This window comes from Nocardioides sp. NPDC101246 (assembly GCF_044767415.1).
Classification (GTDB): Bacteria; Actinomycetota; Actinomycetes; order Propionibacteriales; family Nocardioidaceae; genus Nocardioides.
The window spans coordinates 125,813-143,666 of record NZ_JBIWNX010000006.1 but is presented as its reverse complement, the minus strand read 5'-3'; the positions used below and the strand labels follow the sequence as shown (position 1 = coordinate 143,666).

Sequence of the window (17,854 nt, the reverse complement as noted above, 5' to 3'; positions counted from 1 at the left end):
ACGCAGAGACACGCCCTAGCCCGCAGACCCTAACGGAAACTCGGGTCCAGCGTCTTCGTAAAAAGAGCACCGCCGTCGATGTCCCGGAGGGTAACGGTGAGCTGCTGCGTACGTGCGTCGATCTCGACCTCTCCGAAGAACTGGAAGCCGTCGGCGGGTGAGGCGTTGGCCGCCGGGGGAGCGGCCACGAACTCGGCGGCCGGACCGAAGGTGGGGTCGAGCTTGTTGGGGCCGAAGGCGCCGGCGTTGAGCGGGCCGGAGACGAACTCCCAGAACGGGTCGAAGTCCTGGTAGGCCGCCCGGTCGGGGGAGTAGGAGTGGGCCGCGGTGTAGTGGACGTCGGCGGTCAGCCAGACGTGGTTGCGGATGCCGAGACGCTTGAGCCCGGTCAGGATCTTGGCGATGTCGAGCTCGCGGCCGAGCGGGGCACCGGCGTCGCCCTGGGCGAGGCCCTCCTGCAGGGTGCCGTCGGGGACGACCAGGCCGATCGGCAGGTCGGCCGCGATGACCTTCCAGGTGGCGCGGGAGGCGGCCAGCTCGCGCAGCAGCCAGCGGGTCTGGCGCTCGCCGAGGACACCGCCGTCCGCGCTCGTCTCGGTGTCGGTCGTGTTGGCGTCCTTGTGGGTGCGCATGTCGAGGACGAAGAGGTCCATCAGCGGGCCGTAGGAGAGCTTGCGGTAGATCCGGCCGTCGGGGTCGGGGGAGGCGTCGCCGACGGGGATGTACTCATGGAAGGCCTGCTTGGCGCGGGCCGCGAGGACGTCCACGCGGCGCTCGGTGTAGCGGCCGTCGTCGGGGAGGATCTCGCCGGGGTACCAGTTGTTGGTGACCTCGTGGTCGTCCCACTGCGCCACGATCGGCGTCTGGGCGAGGAAGGCGCGCCAGTTGTCGGCGAGCAGGTTGTAGGCGTACTGCCCGCGGAACTCGGTCAGCGTCTCGGCGACCTTGTCCTTCTCCTCGGTGACGATGTTGTTCCAGATCCGGCCGTCGGGGAGGGTCACGGTCGAGGTGAGCGGGCCGTCGGCGTAGACGTTGTCGCCGGAGCTCAGGAAGAAGTCGGCCTCGCGCGCCGCCATCGCGGGCGCGATCCGGAAGCCACCGAAGTCGGGGTTGGCGCCCCAGCCCTGGCCGGCGATGTCGCCGGACCACAGGAACCGGATGTCCTGGCGGCGTGCCGGTGCGGTACGCAGCCGGCCCAGCTCCCAGGCGCTGCCGCGGCGCGGGTCGTCGGCGTCGACGGCCCGGATCCGGTAGAAGTAGTCGCGCCCCGCCTCGAGGCCGTTGACCTTCAGCTCCCCGGTGAAGTCGCTCCTCGCGGTCACCACCGGGCCGTTGACCGGACGGGCGCGGCGGAAGGACTCGTCGGCCGAGATCTCCGCAACCAGGCGCGAGGTCTTGTCCGCGCGGCTCCACAGGACGCCGCCCCGGGAGCCGACGTCGCCCGACTGGACGCCGTGCGTGAGGGTCGGACGATCTCCTCGGATGAAGGCCGGAGCGGTGCGGGCGGCATGAGCGGCGTGGGCGGTTGCTGCGGTCGTGGGGATGACGAGTCCGGCACCGGCGGCGGCACCGAGGCCGAGGACGGAGCGGCGGTTGAGTGGGGTCATGGACCAAACCTGCCGATGCCGGCGGAACGACCGGTGAGTTCCGAGGGTCGTGTCGGTGAACACGTACAGGTGTGACCCGCTGGGATGCGGGTGGCAGTATCTGCGGTGATGTGGGCAAGAAGGAACACGTACGCAGCTGCGCTGCTGCTCGTGGTGGCGCCGGTGCTGTTCGGTTGCGCCGCCGAGCCTCCGGCCGACGCGGGGTCCGCCTCGCCGTCGCTGCCCACGAGTCCGGAGAGCCAGACGTCGGTGAGCCCGCCACCACGCGCGCCGGAGTCGCTCGAGATCCCGTCCGTCCCACCCGCCGACGATCGCGGGATCGTCGAGGGCGGGGACCTGAGCTGGCCGCAGTGCCCCGAGGGGATGGGCATCAAGGAGCGTCGGACGCTGGGGCTGCCGATGCCGCTCGAGTCGGCGGAGTACGTCGTCATCGGCCTCACCAACGGGCCGGCGTTCACCCCCAACCCGTGCCTGGCCTCGCAGGTCGAGTGGGCGAAGACGAACAAGGTGATGACCTCGGCCTACGCGGTCACCTCCTACCCCCGTGCCGCCACGATCCGTCAGTACGGCGGTGAGGGGCCCGGCGACCCGGACACGGAGATCGGCCGGCTGACCAACGTCGGCTATCAGCAGGCGGTGTGGAATCTCGAGCAGATGGAGCGCGCCGGTCTGGAGTCGCCCTCGGTCTGGGTCGACGTCGAGCCGGTCGCGGTCTGGGAGTGGTCCGACGACATCGAGGCCAACCAGGCGGTGGTCAAGGGCGCCCTGGCCGGCTATCAGGACGCCGGGAAGCGGGTCGGGGTCTACTCGATCGAGGGCCTGTGGACGCCGATCGTCGGCGACCTGCAGCTGCAGCTGCCCGAGTGGCGCCCGGCGGGCGAGGCATCGCGGGCCGCAGCCCTGGAGCGGTGCGGTGGCGAGTGGATGTTCCAGGGCGGTGCGGCAGTGATGGTGCAGTGGCTCGAGGACGGCCGCGACCGCAACGTGACCTGCCCGGGCGAGTCGGTGCAGCTGCCGCTTTGGTTCCATCAGTACTGAGCGTGGGACAATAGGCGGTGACGTACCCGCCCTCGTTCTTGAGCACCCACGAAAGCAGCCTGTGACTCACTCCGCGCCACAGCCCGGCTCCACTGATCCGGCGATCATCCGCAACTTCTGCATCATCGCCCACATCGACCACGGCAAGTCGACGCTGGCCGACCGGATGCTGCAGCTGACCGGTGTGGTCGACGAGCGTGCCGCGCGGGCGCAGTACCTCGACCGGATGGACATCGAGCGCGAGCGTGGGATCACGATCAAGTCCCAGGCCGTGCGGATGCCGTGGACGGTCACCGAGGGCGAGGATGCCGACAAGACGTTCGTGCTGAACATGATCGACACCCCGGGGCACGTCGACTTCACCTACGAGGTGTCGCGGTCGCTGCAGGCGTGCGAGGCGGCGATCCTGCTCGTCGACGCGGCGCAGGGCATCGAGGCGCAGACCCTCGCCAACCTCTACCTGGCGATGGGTGCCGACCTGCACATCATCCCGGTGCTCAACAAGATCGACCTGCCCTCGGCCAACGTCGAGAAGTACGCCCTGGAGCTGGCCAACCTGGTCGGCTGCGAGCCGGAGGACGTGCTCAAGGTCTCGGCCAAGACCGGGCTCGGCGTCGAGGACCTGCTCAACCACATCGTCTCCGAGACGCCGCCGCCCGTCGGCGACCCGGACGCCCCGGCGCGGGCGCTGATCTTCGACTCCGTCTACGACACCTACCGCGGCGTGGTGACCTACGTCCGGGTCTTCGACGGCAAGCTGACCCACCGCGACAAGATCAAGATGATGTCGACCGGTGCGGTCCACGAGATGCTCGAGCTCGGCGTGATCAGCCCGGAGCCGGTCAAGGCCGACCACATCGGGGTCGGCGAGACCGGCTACCTGATCACCGGTGTGAAGGACGTACGTCAGTCGCGTGTCGGTGACACCGTCACCGGCAACAACCGTCCTGCGACGGAGATGCTCGGCGGCTACTCCCACCCCAACCCGATGGTCTTCGCGGGGCTCTACCCGATCGACGGCGACCAGTACCCGGTGCTGCGCGAGGCGCTCGACAAGCTCCAGCTCAACGACGCGGCCCTGACCTACGAGCCGGAGACGTCGGGCGCGCTCGGCTTCGGCTTCCGCGTCGGGTTCCTCGGCCTGCTGCACATGGAGATCACCCGCGACCGCCTCGAGCGCGAGTTCAACCTCGACCTCATCTCGACGGCTCCCAACGTGGTCTACGACGTGATCATGGAGGACGGCTCCGAGCACATCGTCACCAACCCCTCGGAGTTCCCCGAGGGCAAGATCCGCGAGGTGCGTGAGCCGGTCGTCAACGCCACGATCCTCTCGCCGTCCGACTACATCGGCACGATCATGGAGCTGTGCCAGAAGAAGCGCGGCACCCTCGGCGGCATGGACTACCTCTCCGAGGACCGCGTCGAGATGCGCTACGTCCTCCCCATGGGCGAGATCGCCTTCGACTTCTTCGACCAGCTCAAGTCCTCGACCAAGGGGTACGCCTCGCTGAACTACGAGTTCAGCGGCGACCAGGCGGCTGACCTCGTCAAGGTCGACATCCTGCTCCAGGGCGAGCCCGTCGACGCGTTCTCCGCGATCGTCCACCGCGAGGCCGCCTACGGCTACGGCGTGATGATGGCCGGCAAGCTCAAGGAGCTCATCCCGCGCCAGCAGTTCGAGGTGCCCATCCAGGCCGCCATCGGCGCCCGGGTCATCGCCCGCGAGACCATCCGCGCCATCCGCAAGGACGTCCTCGCCAAGTGCTACGGCGGCGACATCTCGCGTAAGCGCAAGCTGCTGGAGAAGCAGAAGGAGGGCAAGAAGCGGATGAAGATGGTCGGCCGCGTCGAGGTCCCCCAGGAGGCCTTCGTGGCCGCGCTCTCCACCACCCAGCCCTCCGGCGACAAGAAGTGACGTCGGCGGGGTCGAGCTCCGGCCCGGCGACGTCCTAGGCTCGGTGCTGGACAACCTTTCCCGGGGGCGACCTGGTCGTCCTTGACAGAGGCGCCTCGTCGGAGGCGCCGAGCGGGGAGGGGACGTGGATGGGATCCAGGTCTCGGGCAAGGGGAGCAGGGCCGGGGCGGCTCGGGAGTTCGACGACTTCGTGGCGTCCTGCTCCACGCGGCTGCTGCGGACCGCCTACCTGCTGACCCACGACCGCGGGCGCGCCGAGGACCTGCTGCAGACGGCGCTGGTCAAGGCGTGGCTGTCCTGGTCGCGGATCGAGAGCGACCCGGTCGCGTACGTGAACAAGATCCTCGTCAACACCTACGCCACCTGGTGGCGGCGCCGGTGGAACGCCGAGCGTCCGACGTCGGAGCTGCCGGAGGCCGGGTACGACGAGGACCGTGCCGAGACCCACGACCTGTGGGCGGCGCTGGGGAGGCTTCCGGCGAGGCAGCGGGCGGTGATCGTGCTGCGATACATGGAGGATCTCAGCGAGGCGGAGACCGCTCGCCTGCTCGGCTGCTCGGTCGGCACCGTGAAGAGCCAGCGGGTGAAGGCGTTGGCCAAGCTGCGCCTCGACGGCGCGTTGGCCGAGGAGACCCACGGGGAGGTGGCCCGATGAGCATCGAACAGCTTCAGGAGACGTTGCGGGCGCATGCCGCGGCGATCGAGGACGACACGGTCCGCGGTCGTGGCCCGGCCGTCCGTCGCAGGGCCGCGACGATCCGGCTCCGCCGGGCGCTGGTCGTGGCTGCGGTCGCGGTGATCGTGGTTCCGGTGGCGGTGATGGCCTCGCTCGGCGCGAACCCGTTCGATCGGACGGCACCGGTCGTGAGACCGGTGCCCTCGAACGGGCCGTTCGTGGGGACGTACGCGGGACGGACCCTGATCGACTCCGAGATCGCCGCCGGGAGGAGCGAGCTCTCCTTCACCGCCGAGGCCTCCCGCAACACGGAGTGGAGGGCGGTCTGCCGAGGAGTCGGCAGTGGCTACACGCTGCACCTGTCGCTGGACGACGGCGAGCCCGGCCAGCTGCCCTGCGACGTGGCGCTCCTCTCGGGCCGCTGGATCTCCTTCCAGCTCGGGCCGGAGTATCCGCAGGAGGGCACGCACACGCTTCGGCTCTGGCTGACCAGCACGTCCGGACGCGAGAAGGCGCCACCTGCCGAGGGACAGATCGGCGCCGCCGTCTACCGGCTTCCCGAGCCCGCCGCCACGGTTGCCGGCCACCAGGTCCAGGCCCTCGAGATGGACGGCGGAAGCGAGTTCCGTCTGGTCCAGCGGGGGGAGTCCATGCCGGGCTCTCGAGTCCTCTCCTCGACGTACTCCTCCAAGGCTCTCCCGGTCGAGGTGGACTGGTTCACATCGGGCTCGGGCAGCCAGGAGGTGCAGGTCTACGTCGACGGCCGGCCCGAGACGGGGCTGATCCTCGGCGACGGCGGTCCGGGGCTCGTCCTGACGCCGGGGGAGGCGCACACGGTGAGTCTGCGGATCGTCGGGGACGTCCCGTCCGATGCTCTCCTCGGGCTCGTGTGGCGCGAGGAGGTTCGACGATGAAACGGCGCGGCTGGATCTGGTGGTACGGGCTGTTCCTCGGCTGCCTGCTCCTCGCGGCGGGAGCGGCGGAGACCGTTCGGGTCGTACGCAGCGGCGACGGCGGTCTGCTGTTCTGGTTCGGCACGCTCGTCGGAGGAGGGGTGCTGGTCCTGGCCGGGACGCTGCTCCTGCCCAGCCGGCCGAGGCCGGGGTTCGTCCTCACGACGGTCGGGTGCGCCGCCGGGCTGCTCCCCACCTCGTGGACGGTGATCGTGCCGGTGATGCTCGTCGTGCTGATCGTCGCGAGCGGCAGGCGAGCCGCTGCGGCGCCGGTCGAGAGCCGGGTCAGGAGCGGATGAGCTCGACGCTGTCGAGGAGGAGGTCGAGGTCGTCGAGGCGCTGGTCGACGTCTTCGGGGCTCTCCCAGAACAGGCTGATGCCGTTCGCCTGCACGTCCACACACTCGGCCGGGGAGCCGTCGGAGTAGGTCCACCAGGTGAGCCGCTCGCCCTCCAGGTCGCCGAAGACGTCGACCGGGGCGTCGTAGGTGACGTTCCTGACCTCGTCGTCGCCGCCGATGCCCTCGTACTGCTTCAGCTCGTCCTCGTGGTCGGCGAGCGACTCCGTCTCGCCGACCTGGACGCTGAGGAAGCGGTCCTCGGGGTCACGCCACGTGCACTGGCCGCTGGGGGTCTGCTCGGTCGGGCCGGTCGACTCGGAGGTGAACCCGTCCGGCACGGCCAGCCTCAGGGTGGCCGGCTTCCCGCCGACCACTGCCGGGCACTCCACCGCCGTGAAACCCTTCGGCGTCGAGGGCGTGGACGCCACGAACGGCGTCGGTTCGGCCGTCGTGTCCGGGGCCGGCCCGGCCCCGCAGGCCGAAGTCGCGGCGATCAGGACGGTCAGGAGGGCGGCCCGAGGATGCATGCCCGCCAGTCCATCACATCGGGCGTGGTGCGCAAGAACGGTCGGGCCGGCCGGGCGCGGACGGTGGTTGAGTGACGCACATGCGTACAGAACAGATTCGGTTTCCGGAGGGATACGGCACGCCGTCCGAGCTGCTGGCGTGGGAGGACGTACGTCAGCGCCTGGTCGAGGCGAAGCAGTTCTGGTTCGCGTTCGAGAGGCCTGGGCGGAGTCCGCACGTGACGCCGCTGGACGGGATCTGGTTCGAGGACAAGCTGGTCTACGGCGGCAGTCCGGAGACGTTGCACCGGCGGCTCGCGGCCGAGCATCCGAAGGTGACGGTGAACCTGCCGGATCCGTGGAAGCTGGTCGTCGTCGAGGGCGAGGTGAGGGAGTCGAGGTTCGCGCCGGAGGTCGCCGAGGAGATCGCGGGGCTGCTGAACGCGAAGTATCCCGAGTACGGCGAGAACGTCTTCGAGGCCAAGCACTACATCGAGGGCGCGCCGGCGGTGCATCCGCGGCGCATCCGGGCCTGGACCTCGTTCCCCAAGGACGCGACGGCGTTCGTCTTCGACTGACTTCGGACTGGTTCGCGCTAGTCTCGCAGGGATGCACTTCACCGACTACGACACTCGGGTCGCGGCGTACGCCGTCATCGTCGACGACGCGGGGCGGATCCTGCTGAGCTGGTTCAACGGCAACCATCGCAACGACCCGGGGTGGACGCTGCCGGGTGGTGGCGTCGACTACGGCGAGCAGATGCCCGCCGCGGTCGTGCGCGAGGTGAAGGAGGAGACCGGCTACGACGTCGAGGTCGGTGCTCCGCTGACGACCGACGTGTACGTGGTGCCGTTCGACCCCGGTCGCCGGCCCTACCAGTCCACCCGGGTGGTCTTCGAGGCCCGGATCGTCGGGGGCGAGCTGGGGACGCTGGAGGTCGACGGAACCACCGACTTCGCCGGATGGGTCGGGCTGGACGACCCCGCGATCGGAGCCGACTCCACCAGCCCCATCGTCCGGATGGGGATCGAGGCCCTGAAGGTCGCTCAGTCGACCCAGTAGTTGTCGTGGAGCTTGTAGAACTCGGCCATCTCGTCCGGACCGAGCTCGGTGCCCTCGGCCAGCTCGCGCAGCCCCTCGAAGTAGCCCTCCCGTGGCGCGCCCGGGGTGAAGTGGAGCAGCATCGAGGCGGGCTCGTCGGTGGTGTTGCGGAAGCCGTGCAGGCCGCCGACCGGCACGTGCACGAAGTCGCCGGCGCCGGCCGGGATCCACTCCTCGCCGTTGTAGATCCTGACGGTCCCGGTGAGGACGTAGAACGACTCGGCCACAGCACGGTGGAAGTGCGGCCCCGGGCCGGTCTCGTTGGGGCCGAAGTGCCAGCGGTAGAGCCCGTAGTCGCCCGCGGTCGTCGCTCCGGTGGCGAGATAATCGACCTTCACGCCGTTGGGATAGGTGAGGTCGGGCGGGGTGGTGTCGGGCCGGTGGAACGCCGAGACCTCACCGGCCTCGCCGTCGTAACGCTCGCGCGGGTAGGGAACACCTCGGGTCCCCATCGACTCAGGAAGTGACATGGGCCCAACCTGCCGCAAGGGCTCGGGGTTGGGAAGCGGATTTAGGGCTCAGCCTTAGGGTTGGCGCCGTGACGCTCGTCCCGGACTCCTTCCTGGCCCTCGCCGCCCACAGGCCGTCATGGACGGCGTGGCTCGACGACCTCCCGGGGCTGCTCGGCGACCTGCTCGAGGAGTGGTCCCTGACCGTCGACGGCCCCTCGGTCCATGGCGACTGCGCCGTCGTGCTCCCCGTGCGCACCGCCGACGGCGAGGCCGCGGTGCTGAAGGTCGGCTGGCCCCACTGGGAGGCCGAGCACGAGGCGCTGGCGCTGCAGACCTGGGGCGGTCGGGGCACCGTACGCCTGCTGAGGGCCGACCCGAAGCGCTTCGCGCTGCTGCTGGAACGGCTGCATCCTTCGGACCTTTCGGAGACGTGGGACGTGCAGGCGTGCGAGATCGTGGGCGGGTTCTACCGGCGGCTGCACGTCGCGGCTCCGCCGCAGCTGCGTACGTTGTCGGCGCAGGCCGCACGCTGGGCGAGCGAGCTGGGAGAGAAGGAGCGGCGGCTGCCGGTCCCGCCGCGGATGGTCGAGCAGGCCCGGTCGATCGCGCGCGACTTCGCCGCCGACGAGTCCACCGACGGGAAGCTGATCCACACCGATCTGCACTACGAGAACGTCCTGCGGGGCGATCGTGAGGAGTGGCTGGTGATCGACCCGAAGCCCCTCTCCGGCGACCCGCACTACGAGCTTGCGCCGATGCTCTGGAATCGCTTCGAGGAGTATGCGGGGCGGTTCCGGGACGGCGTACGCGACCGTTTCTTCGCCCTCGTCGACGCCGCCGACCTCGACGAGGACCGTGCCCGCGCGTGGGTGGTCCTGCGGCTGATGGTCAACGTCAAGGACGAGGTGGAGGACAACCAGGCGCCCGACAAGGAGTGGATCACCGCGATGGTCTCGGTGACCAAGGCGGTCCAGGACTGAAAACCCGTTCGACCGTCGTCACAGGCCGGGGGAGAATCGCTCCGTGCCCATCGTACGAAGCGTGAACATCGGTCAGTCCCAGCCCGCCGAGTGGGCGGAGGTGGGTGCCACCTCGATGGAGAAGCTCGCGACGCCCGAGCCGGTCACGGTCGGCATGGAGGGCATCGTCACCGACACCCAGACCGACCGCCGCCACCACGGTGGCGCGGAGCAGGCGGTCTACGCCTTCGCCCGCGAGGACCTCGACGCGTGGGGCACCCGCCTGGGCGCGACGCTCCGCGACGGCCAGTTCGCCGAGAACCTCACCACCGAGGGGATCGACATCAACGAGGCGCTCGTGGGGGAGCAGTGGCGGATCGGGACGGTGCTGCTGCAGGTCTGCAGCGTGCGTACGCCGTGCAACGACTTCAAGAACTGGATGGGCGTCTCGGGCTACGACAACGCCCGTTGGGTCAAGCGGTTCGCGCAGGAGGCCCGGCCCGGCCCCTACCTGCGGGTCCTCGAGGAGGGACAGCTGCAGGCCGGCGACGAGATCGTCGTCGTCCACCGCCCCGAGCACGACATCACAGTCTCGACCCTCTTCAGGGCGCTGGTCACCGACCGCAGCCTGCTCCCGAGCCTCATCGGCATCGACGGGCTCGGGGACAAGCCGCGGGCGGCGGCCGAGAAGTACGTCGCGGCCAAGGCGCGCTAAGGCCCGCAGGGCCCTCCGTTGCAGCCCATCAAGTAGAGACCGTCGGGGGAGAGGCCCTGGATCTGGAGCTTGTCCAGCTGGTCCGCGGTCAACGTCCCGGTCGGGATCAGCGCGACTGCCACGTTGTCCTTGGTGATGGTCGCGTCGAAGCGCTGCTCGCCGACCCAGAACCAGGCGGACTCAACGGTCTCGTTGCTGAGCGATCGCGTCACCCGGATCCCTTCCGCGGTCTCGGTCCACTCGGTGGTCGGCGGCGCAGGCGCCTCGCCATGAACCAGCTCGCCGTCGGCGTCGTAGGCGCGGAAGCTGGCCGAATCGACGGAAACCTCGTGGTCGATCCAGGCGACCGCCACGCCGTTGACGATCGTTGCCGGGATCTCCTCCCCGTTCGAGGTGAAAACCACCTTGGTGACGTTCAGTTCCTCCGGGAGCGGAAGCGTGAACTCCGAGACGTCGTCGGCGGTTGAACGGGAGAAGTCCTCCCACGGCCCCATCGATGCGAGGGAGCCCCAGAACTCCGGCGTACCGGCGGCCACGGTGAGGTCAGGCTCGGAACCTGCGCTCTGCCGGGGATCTGTCGGGGTCGAGCAGGTCACCGAATAGTCGACGCCCTTGAAGATCGCCTTGGCCGTCGAGCCACGCTTCTCGGCGAGGAACGGCCAGGTTCCTGCTGGGATCTGCTCGATGTCATCGGGGTTGTGGAGGTTGTCCGCCAGGGGGACGGCCGTCAGTGAGCTTTCGTACTCGGACTCCAGATCTCGCCAGGCCGACGTCAGGCACCGCTCGCTCATCTCGTCGAGCTCCTCGAGCGTGAGATTGGTCGGCTCACCCGACCAGCCGACCGGGTTCTTCTCCGACGGTGTCTGAGTGGCGATGTCGGAGTCGATCAGCCGGTCGGGGATCGCGACGTACGCCATGACACCGGCGACCGAGAAGGCGGCGACGGCGGCGACCACCTGCGCGGTGCGGCGCCGGCGGCGCATCCGGTCACCCCGGCGCAGGATCTCGGCGGCGGGAAGGTCCAGGGTCTGGCGGCCGCTGGTGCGCAGCATGGTCTCGATGTCGTTCATGACAGCATCCCTTCGGAGTCGGCCAGCTGCAGCCGCAGGGTCTTGAGGGCGTGGTGGAGTGTGGCCGAGACGGTGCCGCGAGCGATTCCGAGCTCGTGGGCGGTGGTCTCGGCGTCGAGGTCGAGGAAGTAGCGCAGCGCGACCACCTGGCGTTGCCGCGGCGGCAGCCGGCGTACGGCTTCCAGCAGGTCGTGGTCGAAGCCCGGGGCGTCGCAGGGGAGCGGCTCGGGGGCATCGGACACGATCAGCTCGCGGCGGCGCTTGCGCCACCAGGAGATGTCGGCGTTGATCGCGGTGCGGACCACCCACGCCGCGGGGGAGCTGCTCAGTCTCACCGTCGGCCAGCGTGACCAGGCGCGGGCAAAGGCCTCGGCGATCGCCTCTTCGGCACGCCCCGGATCCATGCCCCCGGCGATCGCGGCGCGCAGGCAGCGGTCCTTGGCACCGACGTAGAAGTCGGAGAACTCTTCTCGGCTCACGCCTGAGTGACGCACACGCACCATTATCGGTTTAGGCGCTAGTCGAATAACTGTTTGACGGTTCTGTCCGGCCTCACCAGACTCACTCCCAAACAACTCTTGGGAGGTTCGGTGGACGAGGAGATCTCGCGACTGCGGGCGGCCGGGCACCCGCTCCGGCTTCGGATGCTGTCACTGCTGACGGGCGCGGAGCTGTCGGCGGCGGAGGTGGCGCGCGAGCTCGACCTGACCCACGCCAACGCCTCCTACCATCTCCGGCTGCTCGAGAGCGCCGGGCTGCTCGAGGTCGCGGGCGAGGAGCGGATCCGGGGTGGGGTCGCGAAGCGATACCGCTACGCCTGGCGCAGCGAAACCGCCGAGGGGCGGCCGTCCAAGGAGGACGACGAGGTCCACACCCGTGCGATCGCCGAGGAGCTCGTCCGCCGCCGCCGTCTGCGGGCGGATGGTCCCGCCATCATCTCGGACGCGGAGATGTGGGTCGATCCCGACATCTGGCAGCGGGTCCACGATCTCGTCCAAGAGGCCAGCGGCCTGCTCCACGAGAACGCCCGCCCGCCGCGTACGGAGGGCACGATCCACGTGAACCTGACTGCCGCCGCCTTCGTGATGGGAGAGGACCGGTGAGCGTCAAGGAGAGTCTCTTCGTCCTCAAGGATCGCGACTTCGGGTGGTTCTTCGCCTCCCGCTTCGTGAATATGGCCGGCACCTCGATGTCGCACATCGCGCTTGCTTTCGCGGTGCTCGAGGTCACCGACTCGGCGTCAGCGCTGGGCGCCGTCGTGGCGGCACACACCATCCCGATGGTCATCTTCCTGCTGGTCGGAGGCGTGATCGCCGACCGCTTCCCGCGGCGGCTGGTCCTACAGATCTCGAACCTGTCCTCGGCGCTCACCCAGGCTGTGGCCGCCGGGCTGATCATCTCCGGCAGCGCCGAGATCTGGATGCTGATCGTCCTCGAAGCGGTCAACGGCACCATGTCGGCGATGGCGTACCCGGCGATGCAGGGCATGGTGCCGCAGCTGGTCGCGAAGAAGGATCTGCAGCCGGCCAACCTGCTGCTGTCGATGTCGCGGGGCTCGCTGACGATCCTCGGGCCGTCGGCGGCGGCCGTCCTGGTCGTCGGGGTCGGCGCCGGCTGGGCGCTGGCGATCGACGCGCTGGCCTGGCTCCTCGCCGCGATCTTCCTGCTCCCGGTGCGGATCCCGCGCCGCGCCAAGACGGGCCCGAAGACGTCGGCCATCGCAGAACTGGTCGAGGGATGGAGGTACGTCCGTTCCACCACCTGGCTGTGGGTCGTCGTGCTCGCCTTCATGGTGATCAACACGATGTGGGCAGGCGGGATGCAGGTGCTGGGGCCGGCGTACGCCAAATCAACTTCACTGGGGGTCCAGGGCTGGGGGCTGGGCAACTCGGCCCAGGCGATCGGGATCCTAGTCATGACCTTCGTGCTGATGCGATTGACCCTCCGGTATCCGCTGCGTGCCGGGATGCTTGGCGTCAGGCTGATGGGGCTGCCGTTCATCGCGCTCGGTCTGTGGCCGGAGACCGTGCCTTTCGTCATCGCGATGGCCGTCGCCGGCGCCGGGATCGAGATCTTCGGGCTCGGCTGGAACCTCGCGATGATGGAGAACGTGCCCGAGGAGATGCAGTCACGGGCGTGGTCGTACGACATGCTCGGGTCGTATATCGCGATGCCGATCGGACAGCTGATGTACGGGCCGCTGGGGGAGTCTTTGGGGGCGCGACCGGTGTTCCTGACGAGCGGTGTTCTCTGTGTCTTGATCTGTCTTGCCACGGTTGCGGTGCCTTCCGTGGCTAGGCTGCAACGCGTCGAGCAACCTGCCACCGAAGGAACGCCCGTATGAGCCTGAACACCTCCGCCGTCGACTCGCTCTTCCAGGAACGCTTCGAGGAGAACCTGACCCCGGGGCTGGCCTATGGGGTCGTACGCGGCTCCGAGCTGCTCCACTCCGGAGCCTTCGGTGCGGTTCGGGACGGTGGCCCGGCGCCGACCGCGGACTCGGTCTTCAGGATTGCGTCGATGTCGAAGTCGTTCACGGCGGCCGCGGTGCTGCTGCTGCGCGACCGTGGGCTGGTCGACCTGGACGAGGCGATCGGGCAGTACGTACCCGAGCTCGTCGACCAGGCGCCCTACTCCGCCGACTCGCCGGCGGTGACGCTGCGGCTGCTGCTGTCGATGTCGGCCGGGCTGCCGACCGACGACCCGTGGGGCGACCGGCAGGAGTCGTTGTCCTACGACGACTTCGGGACGTTCCTCGACGGAGGCTTCTCGACCGGGCAGGAGCCGGGGGTCGGGTTCGAGTACTCCAACCTCGGCTATGCGCTGCTCGGGCGCGCGATCGAGAACGTCGTCGGTGGTTCCTCTCCCGAGGGCGCCAACCGGGACTTCGTCGAGCACGAGCTGCTTGCGCCCCTGGGGATGACCTCCTCGGCGTACTCGCCCGATGCGGTGCCGAATCTCGTGCCTGGTCATGTGCCGCCGCTGCATCCGGCGTGGGCGGGTGACCGGCTGTCGGGCCCGCGGACCTGGACGGAGACGGCGCCGGTGGCGTCGGGATCGTTCGCGGCGATGGGCGGCATGCACTCCTCGGTCGCCGACCTGGCGCGCTGGGTCGGTGGGTTCGTGTCGGCCTTCTCCGCCGGGGTCGACGGGCATCCGCTCTCGAAGGCGTCGCGGCGGGAGATGCAGCAGCTGCACCGGTTCGGGTCGGTCTCGTCCTCGCTGGAGCTCTCGGGGCCCGAGGCGGGGATCGGGGCGATCGCCGTCGGCTACGGCTACGGCCTCATGGTCGACCACGACAGCCGGCTCGGGCAGTTCGTCCACCACTCCGGCGGCTACCCCGGCTACGGCTCGCGGATGGTCTGGCACCCCGCGTCCGGTCTCGGTGTGATCACGCTGTCCAACAGCACGTACGCCGGTGCCGGGGCGACCGCGATGGCCGCGCTGCGTTCGCTGGTGTCGGAGGAGCTCGCGGGCGGTGGTCCGCACCGGTTCTCGACGGTGGTCAAGGGCCTGCGTCCGCGGCTCGACTCGGCGCTGGAGGCCGCGGTCGAGCGGCTGCGTACGTTCGACCCGGAGGGCGCCGAGGTCTTCGCGCTGCCGTCGCTGTTCGCCGACAACGTCGAGCTCGACGCCCCTGACGCCGGACGGCGCGCCCAGATCACCCAGGCGCGTGCGAAGGTCGGCCTGCCGCTCGGCGGCGCGCCCTACGGCTACTTCGGGCGTGCGATGGGCGCCGCGCTGGCCGTGGTGCCGGCCGAGAAGGGCCGCTACGACATCGAGGTCATGCTCTCCCCGGAGGCCGAGCCGCGCATCCAGACCCTGCGGATCAACGCCGTCCCCGACGCCCACGGGGGCCTCGTCGCCGCCGCCCGCGCCGCCCTCGAGGAGAGCTCCCCGGTCATCGCCGCCCTCCGGGCCTTCGGCGTACCCGAGCTGATCACGACGCCCCTGTCCGGTGACGGTTCCTCCAAGGCCGACTTCCTCGTCGTCGCCGGAGCGACCTACTGGAAGATCGCGGTGGGCGCGAAGACCGTCGTCTCGGCCTTCCCCGCCTCCGACCACCCCCGCCTCACCTACCTCGCCTCCGCTCTCCGCGGCTGACTCCTTCGCGCCGAATCGGTAGTTGTGGCGGCCGAAACCTGAGTTGTGACGGCCGAGTCTGTAGTTGTGGGTGACGAGTCGGCAGTTTCGTTCGTCACAACTACCGATTCGCCTCGCCGCAAGTGAGGACTCGGCACGCCAGAAGTGAGGACTCGACCTTGATGTGTTCGAACAAATGTTCGATACTCATTGAGTGGGAGTGGTAGCGGGGATTGAGCGACACCAGAAGCTGGCTCAGATCGAGCAGCTCCGGTCGAAGGTGCGACGGCTGGAGCAGAAGCCGGGCATGGGCGCGGAGCTGGCGACGCACGAGGCGCTCGGTGGGGTGGTGCAGCTGCGGGCCGGAGGGACGTACGCGGCCGACTCGCTGGCGCTGGCGATGCTGCTGCTGGCGGGGCCGTCGGGAGCGGGGGAGTGGACCGCCGTCGTCGGGGTCGAGGACTTCGGCGTCGAGGCGGCGGCCGAGGCCGGGGTCGACCTGGAGCGGACCATCCTGGTGCCGCGGCCCAAGGACTCCTGGCTGGAGGCGACCGCGGCCCTGGTCGATGTGACCACGCTGGTGCTGGTCCGGCCGACAGGGCGGGTGACCCCGAGCGTCGCCGAGAAGATCGGCGCCCGGCTGCGCACCCGCGGCGCCGCGCTGGTCGCGCTGGGGGAGTGGCCGAGAGCGGACGTACGCCTGCGGGCGACCGAGCCGCGCTGGGTCGGGCTGGGCAACGGCGACGGCCATCTCCGGGCGAGAAGGATGGTGGTCGAGGCGGTGCGCGGGACGGCTCCGCCGCGGCGTACGGCGCTCTGGTTCCCCGCCGAGGACGGCGGTCTTCGGCGCGTCATCGAGCCCGTTGCCGACCTCGCTGACCTGCGGAAACAGGAGTCCGCATGAGTCGCACGCTGGTGGTCTGGTGTGCCGACTGGCCGGTCGCCGCGGCGCTGGGCGATGCCGGTCTGCCGCGGCATCTGCCCGCGGCGGTCTTCGCGCAGAACCGGGTCCAGGCCTACAACCAGGCGGCGCGCGAGTTCGGGATCAAGCGCGGGATGCGGCGCCGGGACGCCCAGTCGCGCTGCCCGGAGGTGCAGGTGCTCGCCGCCGACGAAGCCCGTGACGCGCGGGTCTTCGAGGAGGTGCTGGTGCGCCTGGAGGAGCTGCGCCCAGGAGTCATGCCGCTGCGTCCCGGGCTGGTCGCGCTGCGCTCGCCCGCACGCTTCTACGGCGGCGAGGCCGAGGCCGGCGCGGCGATCGCGGAGTGCGTGGTCGGGCTCGGGATCTGGGACGTACGGATCGGCATCGCCGATGAGCTCTTCACCGCCGAGCAGGCCGCGCGGAACGCCGGGCTGCAGGAGACGTACGCGGTCCCGGCGGACGGAGGATCCACCGCGTTCCTGCGCGCCCTGCCGGTCCATGTCCTCGAGGACGCGAACGCGGTCAGCCTGCTGCAGCGGCTCGGCCTGACCACGCTCGGCGGCCTCGCCGACCTGCCCGGCGCCGACGTCAAGGCGCGCTTCGGCGCGCAGGCCGCCTGGGTCCGCCAGGTGATCCACGGCGAGGGAGCGCGGCCGGTGTCCGGGCGTACGCCACCGCCCGAGCTCGCCACCGAGGTCGCCTTCGAGCCGCCGCTCGACTCCGCCGAGGCGGTCTGCTTCTCGGCCCGGCAGGCGGCGGAGGGCTTCGTGAAGGGCCTGGCGGCGCGACAGGAGGTCTGCACCGAGGTGCGGATCGAGGTTGCGATGGAGGACGTGACGGACTCCTGCCGCACCTGGGCACACCCGCGCTGGTTCTCCTCCGTCGATCTCATCGACCGGCTGCATTGGCAGCTGGCCGGGGCAGTGGCAGGTGGCCGAGGTGGAGGCGTCACAGGAGTGCGCTTCGTCCCCGAGGTCGCCGTCTCCGAGGCGGTCCACGCCGACGGTCTCTGGGGCGGCACGAACGAGCGCGTCGACCGCGGCATCGCCCGGGTGCAGGGGCTGCTCGGCCACGAGGCCGTCGTCGCCCCGGTTCTCCAGGGCGGCCGGGCCCCGCGCGACCGGCAGGCGTACGTCCCCTGGGGCAACCGCCCCAGCACCCTCCGCGACCGCGCGCTGCCGTGGCCCGGCTCGATCCCGCCGCCGGCGCCCGCCCGGGTGCTGGCCGATCCGTGGCCGGCGGAGGTCTGCGACCAGGCCGGGCGGCAGGTGGTGGTGCTCCCGCGCGGCGGTGTCTCCGCCGACCCCGCCCGCTACCGGCCATCGGCCGGCCAACCCTGGCAGCGGGTCGCCTCCTGGGCCGGTCCGTGGCCGGTCACCGAGGCGTGGTGGGAGCCCGACGGCGGCCGGAGGGTCGCCCGTTTCCAGCTCGTCGGGGTCGACGGCCGCGCCTGGCTGGCCACCTTCGACACCGACCACTGGCTCACCGAAGCCAGCTACGACTGATGGGTTCGA

Annotated in this window: 19 protein-coding genes; 14 read left to right on the top strand and 5 right to left on the bottom strand. The window is 70.2% G+C overall.

The genetic code is table 11. The features are described 5' to 3' along the window. Window positions 1–29: 29 nt before the first annotated feature. Complete coding sequence (locus tag ACIRON_RS12850) at window positions 30–1,607, bottom strand: alkaline phosphatase D family protein (RefSeq protein ID WP_402992686.1); 1,578 nt, start codon at window positions 1,605–1,607, stop codon at window positions 30–32. Between the two features lie 108 nt (window positions 1,608–1,715). Between ACIRON_RS12850 and ACIRON_RS12845 the strand changes: the two genes are divergently transcribed. The 5 genes from ACIRON_RS12845 to ACIRON_RS12825 all read left to right on the top strand — a co-directional run bounded on the left by ACIRON_RS12845 (window position 1,716) and on the right by ACIRON_RS12825 (window position 6,491). Beyond that, window positions 1,716–2,645, top strand: coding sequence for a hypothetical protein (locus ACIRON_RS12845; RefSeq protein ID WP_402992685.1), 930 nt, complete (start codon window positions 1,716–1,718; stop codon window positions 2,643–2,645). A 61-nt stretch (window positions 2,646–2,706) separates the two neighbouring features. After that, the gene (gene lepA, locus ACIRON_RS12840; protein WP_402992684.1) at window positions 2,707–4,563 is read left to right on the top strand and encodes a translation elongation factor 4; all 1,857 of its coding nucleotides are present in this window, start codon (window positions 2,707–2,709) and stop codon (window positions 4,561–4,563) included. 124 nt (window positions 4,564–4,687) lie between these two features. After that, window positions 4,688–5,218 carry a SigE family RNA polymerase sigma factor gene (locus ACIRON_RS12835; protein WP_402992683.1) on the top strand — a complete coding sequence of 177 codons (531 nt, stop codon included), beginning with the start codon at window positions 4,688–4,690 and terminating at the stop codon, window positions 5,216–5,218. Then, window positions 5,215–6,153, top strand: a complete 939-nt coding sequence (locus ACIRON_RS12830) for a hypothetical protein (protein ID WP_402992682.1) — start codon at window positions 5,215–5,217, stop codon at window positions 6,151–6,153. Before ACIRON_RS12835 ends, ACIRON_RS12830 begins: the two co-directional genes overlap by 4 nt. Next, window positions 6,150–6,491 (top strand): hypothetical protein, encoded by a 342-nt coding sequence (locus tag ACIRON_RS12825; RefSeq protein ID WP_402992681.1) that lies wholly within the window; start codon window positions 6,150–6,152, stop codon window positions 6,489–6,491. Before ACIRON_RS12830 ends, ACIRON_RS12825 begins: the two co-directional genes overlap by 4 nt. Here the strand turns inward: ACIRON_RS12825 and ACIRON_RS12820 are convergent. Then, entirely contained in the window at window positions 6,478–7,059 is a 582-nt protein-coding gene (locus tag ACIRON_RS12820; RefSeq protein WP_402992680.1) for a hypothetical protein, read from the bottom strand. The two genes, ACIRON_RS12825 and ACIRON_RS12820, sit on opposite strands and share 14 nt — an antisense overlap. Before the next feature lie 80 nt (window positions 7,060–7,139). On the opposite strand from ACIRON_RS12820, the gene ACIRON_RS12815 reads away from it, so the two are divergent. Continuing rightward, on the top strand, window positions 7,140–7,616 hold the full coding sequence (locus ACIRON_RS12815) for a pyridoxamine 5'-phosphate oxidase family protein (RefSeq protein ID WP_402992679.1): 477 nt from the start codon (window positions 7,140–7,142) through the stop codon (window positions 7,614–7,616). Between the two features lie 31 nt (window positions 7,617–7,647). Then, window positions 7,648–8,100 (top strand): NUDIX hydrolase, encoded by a 453-nt coding sequence (locus tag ACIRON_RS12810; protein ID WP_402992678.1) that lies wholly within the window; start codon window positions 7,648–7,650, stop codon window positions 8,098–8,100. On the opposite strand, the gene ACIRON_RS12805 is transcribed toward ACIRON_RS12810, so the two are convergent. Further along, complete coding sequence (locus ACIRON_RS12805; RefSeq protein WP_402992677.1) at window positions 8,085–8,609, bottom strand: cupin domain-containing protein; 525 nt, start codon at window positions 8,607–8,609, stop codon at window positions 8,085–8,087. The genes ACIRON_RS12810 and ACIRON_RS12805 overlap by 16 nt on opposite strands. 68 nt (window positions 8,610–8,677) lie before the next feature. Here ACIRON_RS12805 and ACIRON_RS12800 point away from each other — a divergent pair, with 68 nt between their 5' ends. Together ACIRON_RS12800 and ACIRON_RS12795 are read left to right on the top strand one after the other, a co-directional pair. Further along, the gene (locus ACIRON_RS12800) at window positions 8,678–9,571 is read left to right on the top strand and encodes an aminoglycoside phosphotransferase family protein (protein WP_402992676.1); all 894 of its coding nucleotides are present in this window, start codon (window positions 8,678–8,680) and stop codon (window positions 9,569–9,571) included. A gap of 43 nt (window positions 9,572–9,614) precedes the next feature. Beyond that, entirely contained in the window at window positions 9,615–10,265 is a 651-nt protein-coding gene (locus ACIRON_RS12795) for an MOSC domain-containing protein (RefSeq protein ID WP_402992675.1), read from the top strand. Here ACIRON_RS12795 and ACIRON_RS12790 read toward each other — a convergent pair. Both ACIRON_RS12790 and ACIRON_RS12785 read right to left on the bottom strand, forming a co-directional pair. Further along, window positions 10,262–11,335 carry a hypothetical protein gene (locus tag ACIRON_RS12790; RefSeq protein WP_402992674.1) on the bottom strand — a complete coding sequence of 358 codons (1,074 nt, stop codon included), beginning with the start codon at window positions 11,333–11,335 and terminating at the stop codon, window positions 10,262–10,264. The genes ACIRON_RS12795 and ACIRON_RS12790 overlap by 4 nt on opposite strands. After that, a complete protein-coding gene (locus ACIRON_RS12785) occupies window positions 11,332–11,829 on the bottom strand; it encodes a sigma-70 family RNA polymerase sigma factor (protein WP_402992673.1) in 498 nt (165 codons plus the stop codon). The genes ACIRON_RS12790 and ACIRON_RS12785 overlap by 4 nt, the downstream gene beginning before the upstream one ends. Window positions 11,830–11,925: 96 nt before the next feature. On the opposite strand from ACIRON_RS12785, the gene ACIRON_RS12780 reads away from it, so the two are divergent. From ACIRON_RS12780 to ACIRON_RS12760, 5 genes are all read left to right on the top strand, one after another. After that, on the top strand, window positions 11,926–12,438 hold the full coding sequence (locus tag ACIRON_RS12780) for an ArsR/SmtB family transcription factor (RefSeq protein WP_402992672.1): 513 nt from the start codon (window positions 11,926–11,928) through the stop codon (window positions 12,436–12,438). Further along, window positions 12,435–13,679, top strand: coding sequence for an MFS transporter (locus ACIRON_RS12775; RefSeq protein ID WP_402992671.1), 1,245 nt, complete (start codon window positions 12,435–12,437; stop codon window positions 13,677–13,679). The genes ACIRON_RS12780 and ACIRON_RS12775 overlap by 4 nt, the downstream gene beginning before the upstream one ends. Next, the gene (locus ACIRON_RS12770) at window positions 13,676–15,439 is read left to right on the top strand and encodes a serine hydrolase domain-containing protein (RefSeq protein ID WP_402992670.1); all 1,764 of its coding nucleotides are present in this window, start codon (window positions 13,676–13,678) and stop codon (window positions 15,437–15,439) included. The genes ACIRON_RS12775 and ACIRON_RS12770 overlap by 4 nt, the downstream gene beginning before the upstream one ends. Before the next feature lie 193 nt (window positions 15,440–15,632). After that, complete coding sequence (locus ACIRON_RS12765; protein ID WP_402992669.1) at window positions 15,633–16,322, top strand: hypothetical protein; 690 nt, start codon at window positions 15,633–15,635, stop codon at window positions 16,320–16,322. Continuing rightward, complete coding sequence (locus ACIRON_RS12760; RefSeq protein ID WP_402992668.1) at window positions 16,319–17,845, top strand: Y-family DNA polymerase; 1,527 nt, start codon at window positions 16,319–16,321, stop codon at window positions 17,843–17,845. The genes ACIRON_RS12765 and ACIRON_RS12760 overlap by 4 nt, the downstream gene beginning before the upstream one ends. The last annotated feature ends 9 nt before the right edge of the window (window positions 17,846–17,854 follow it).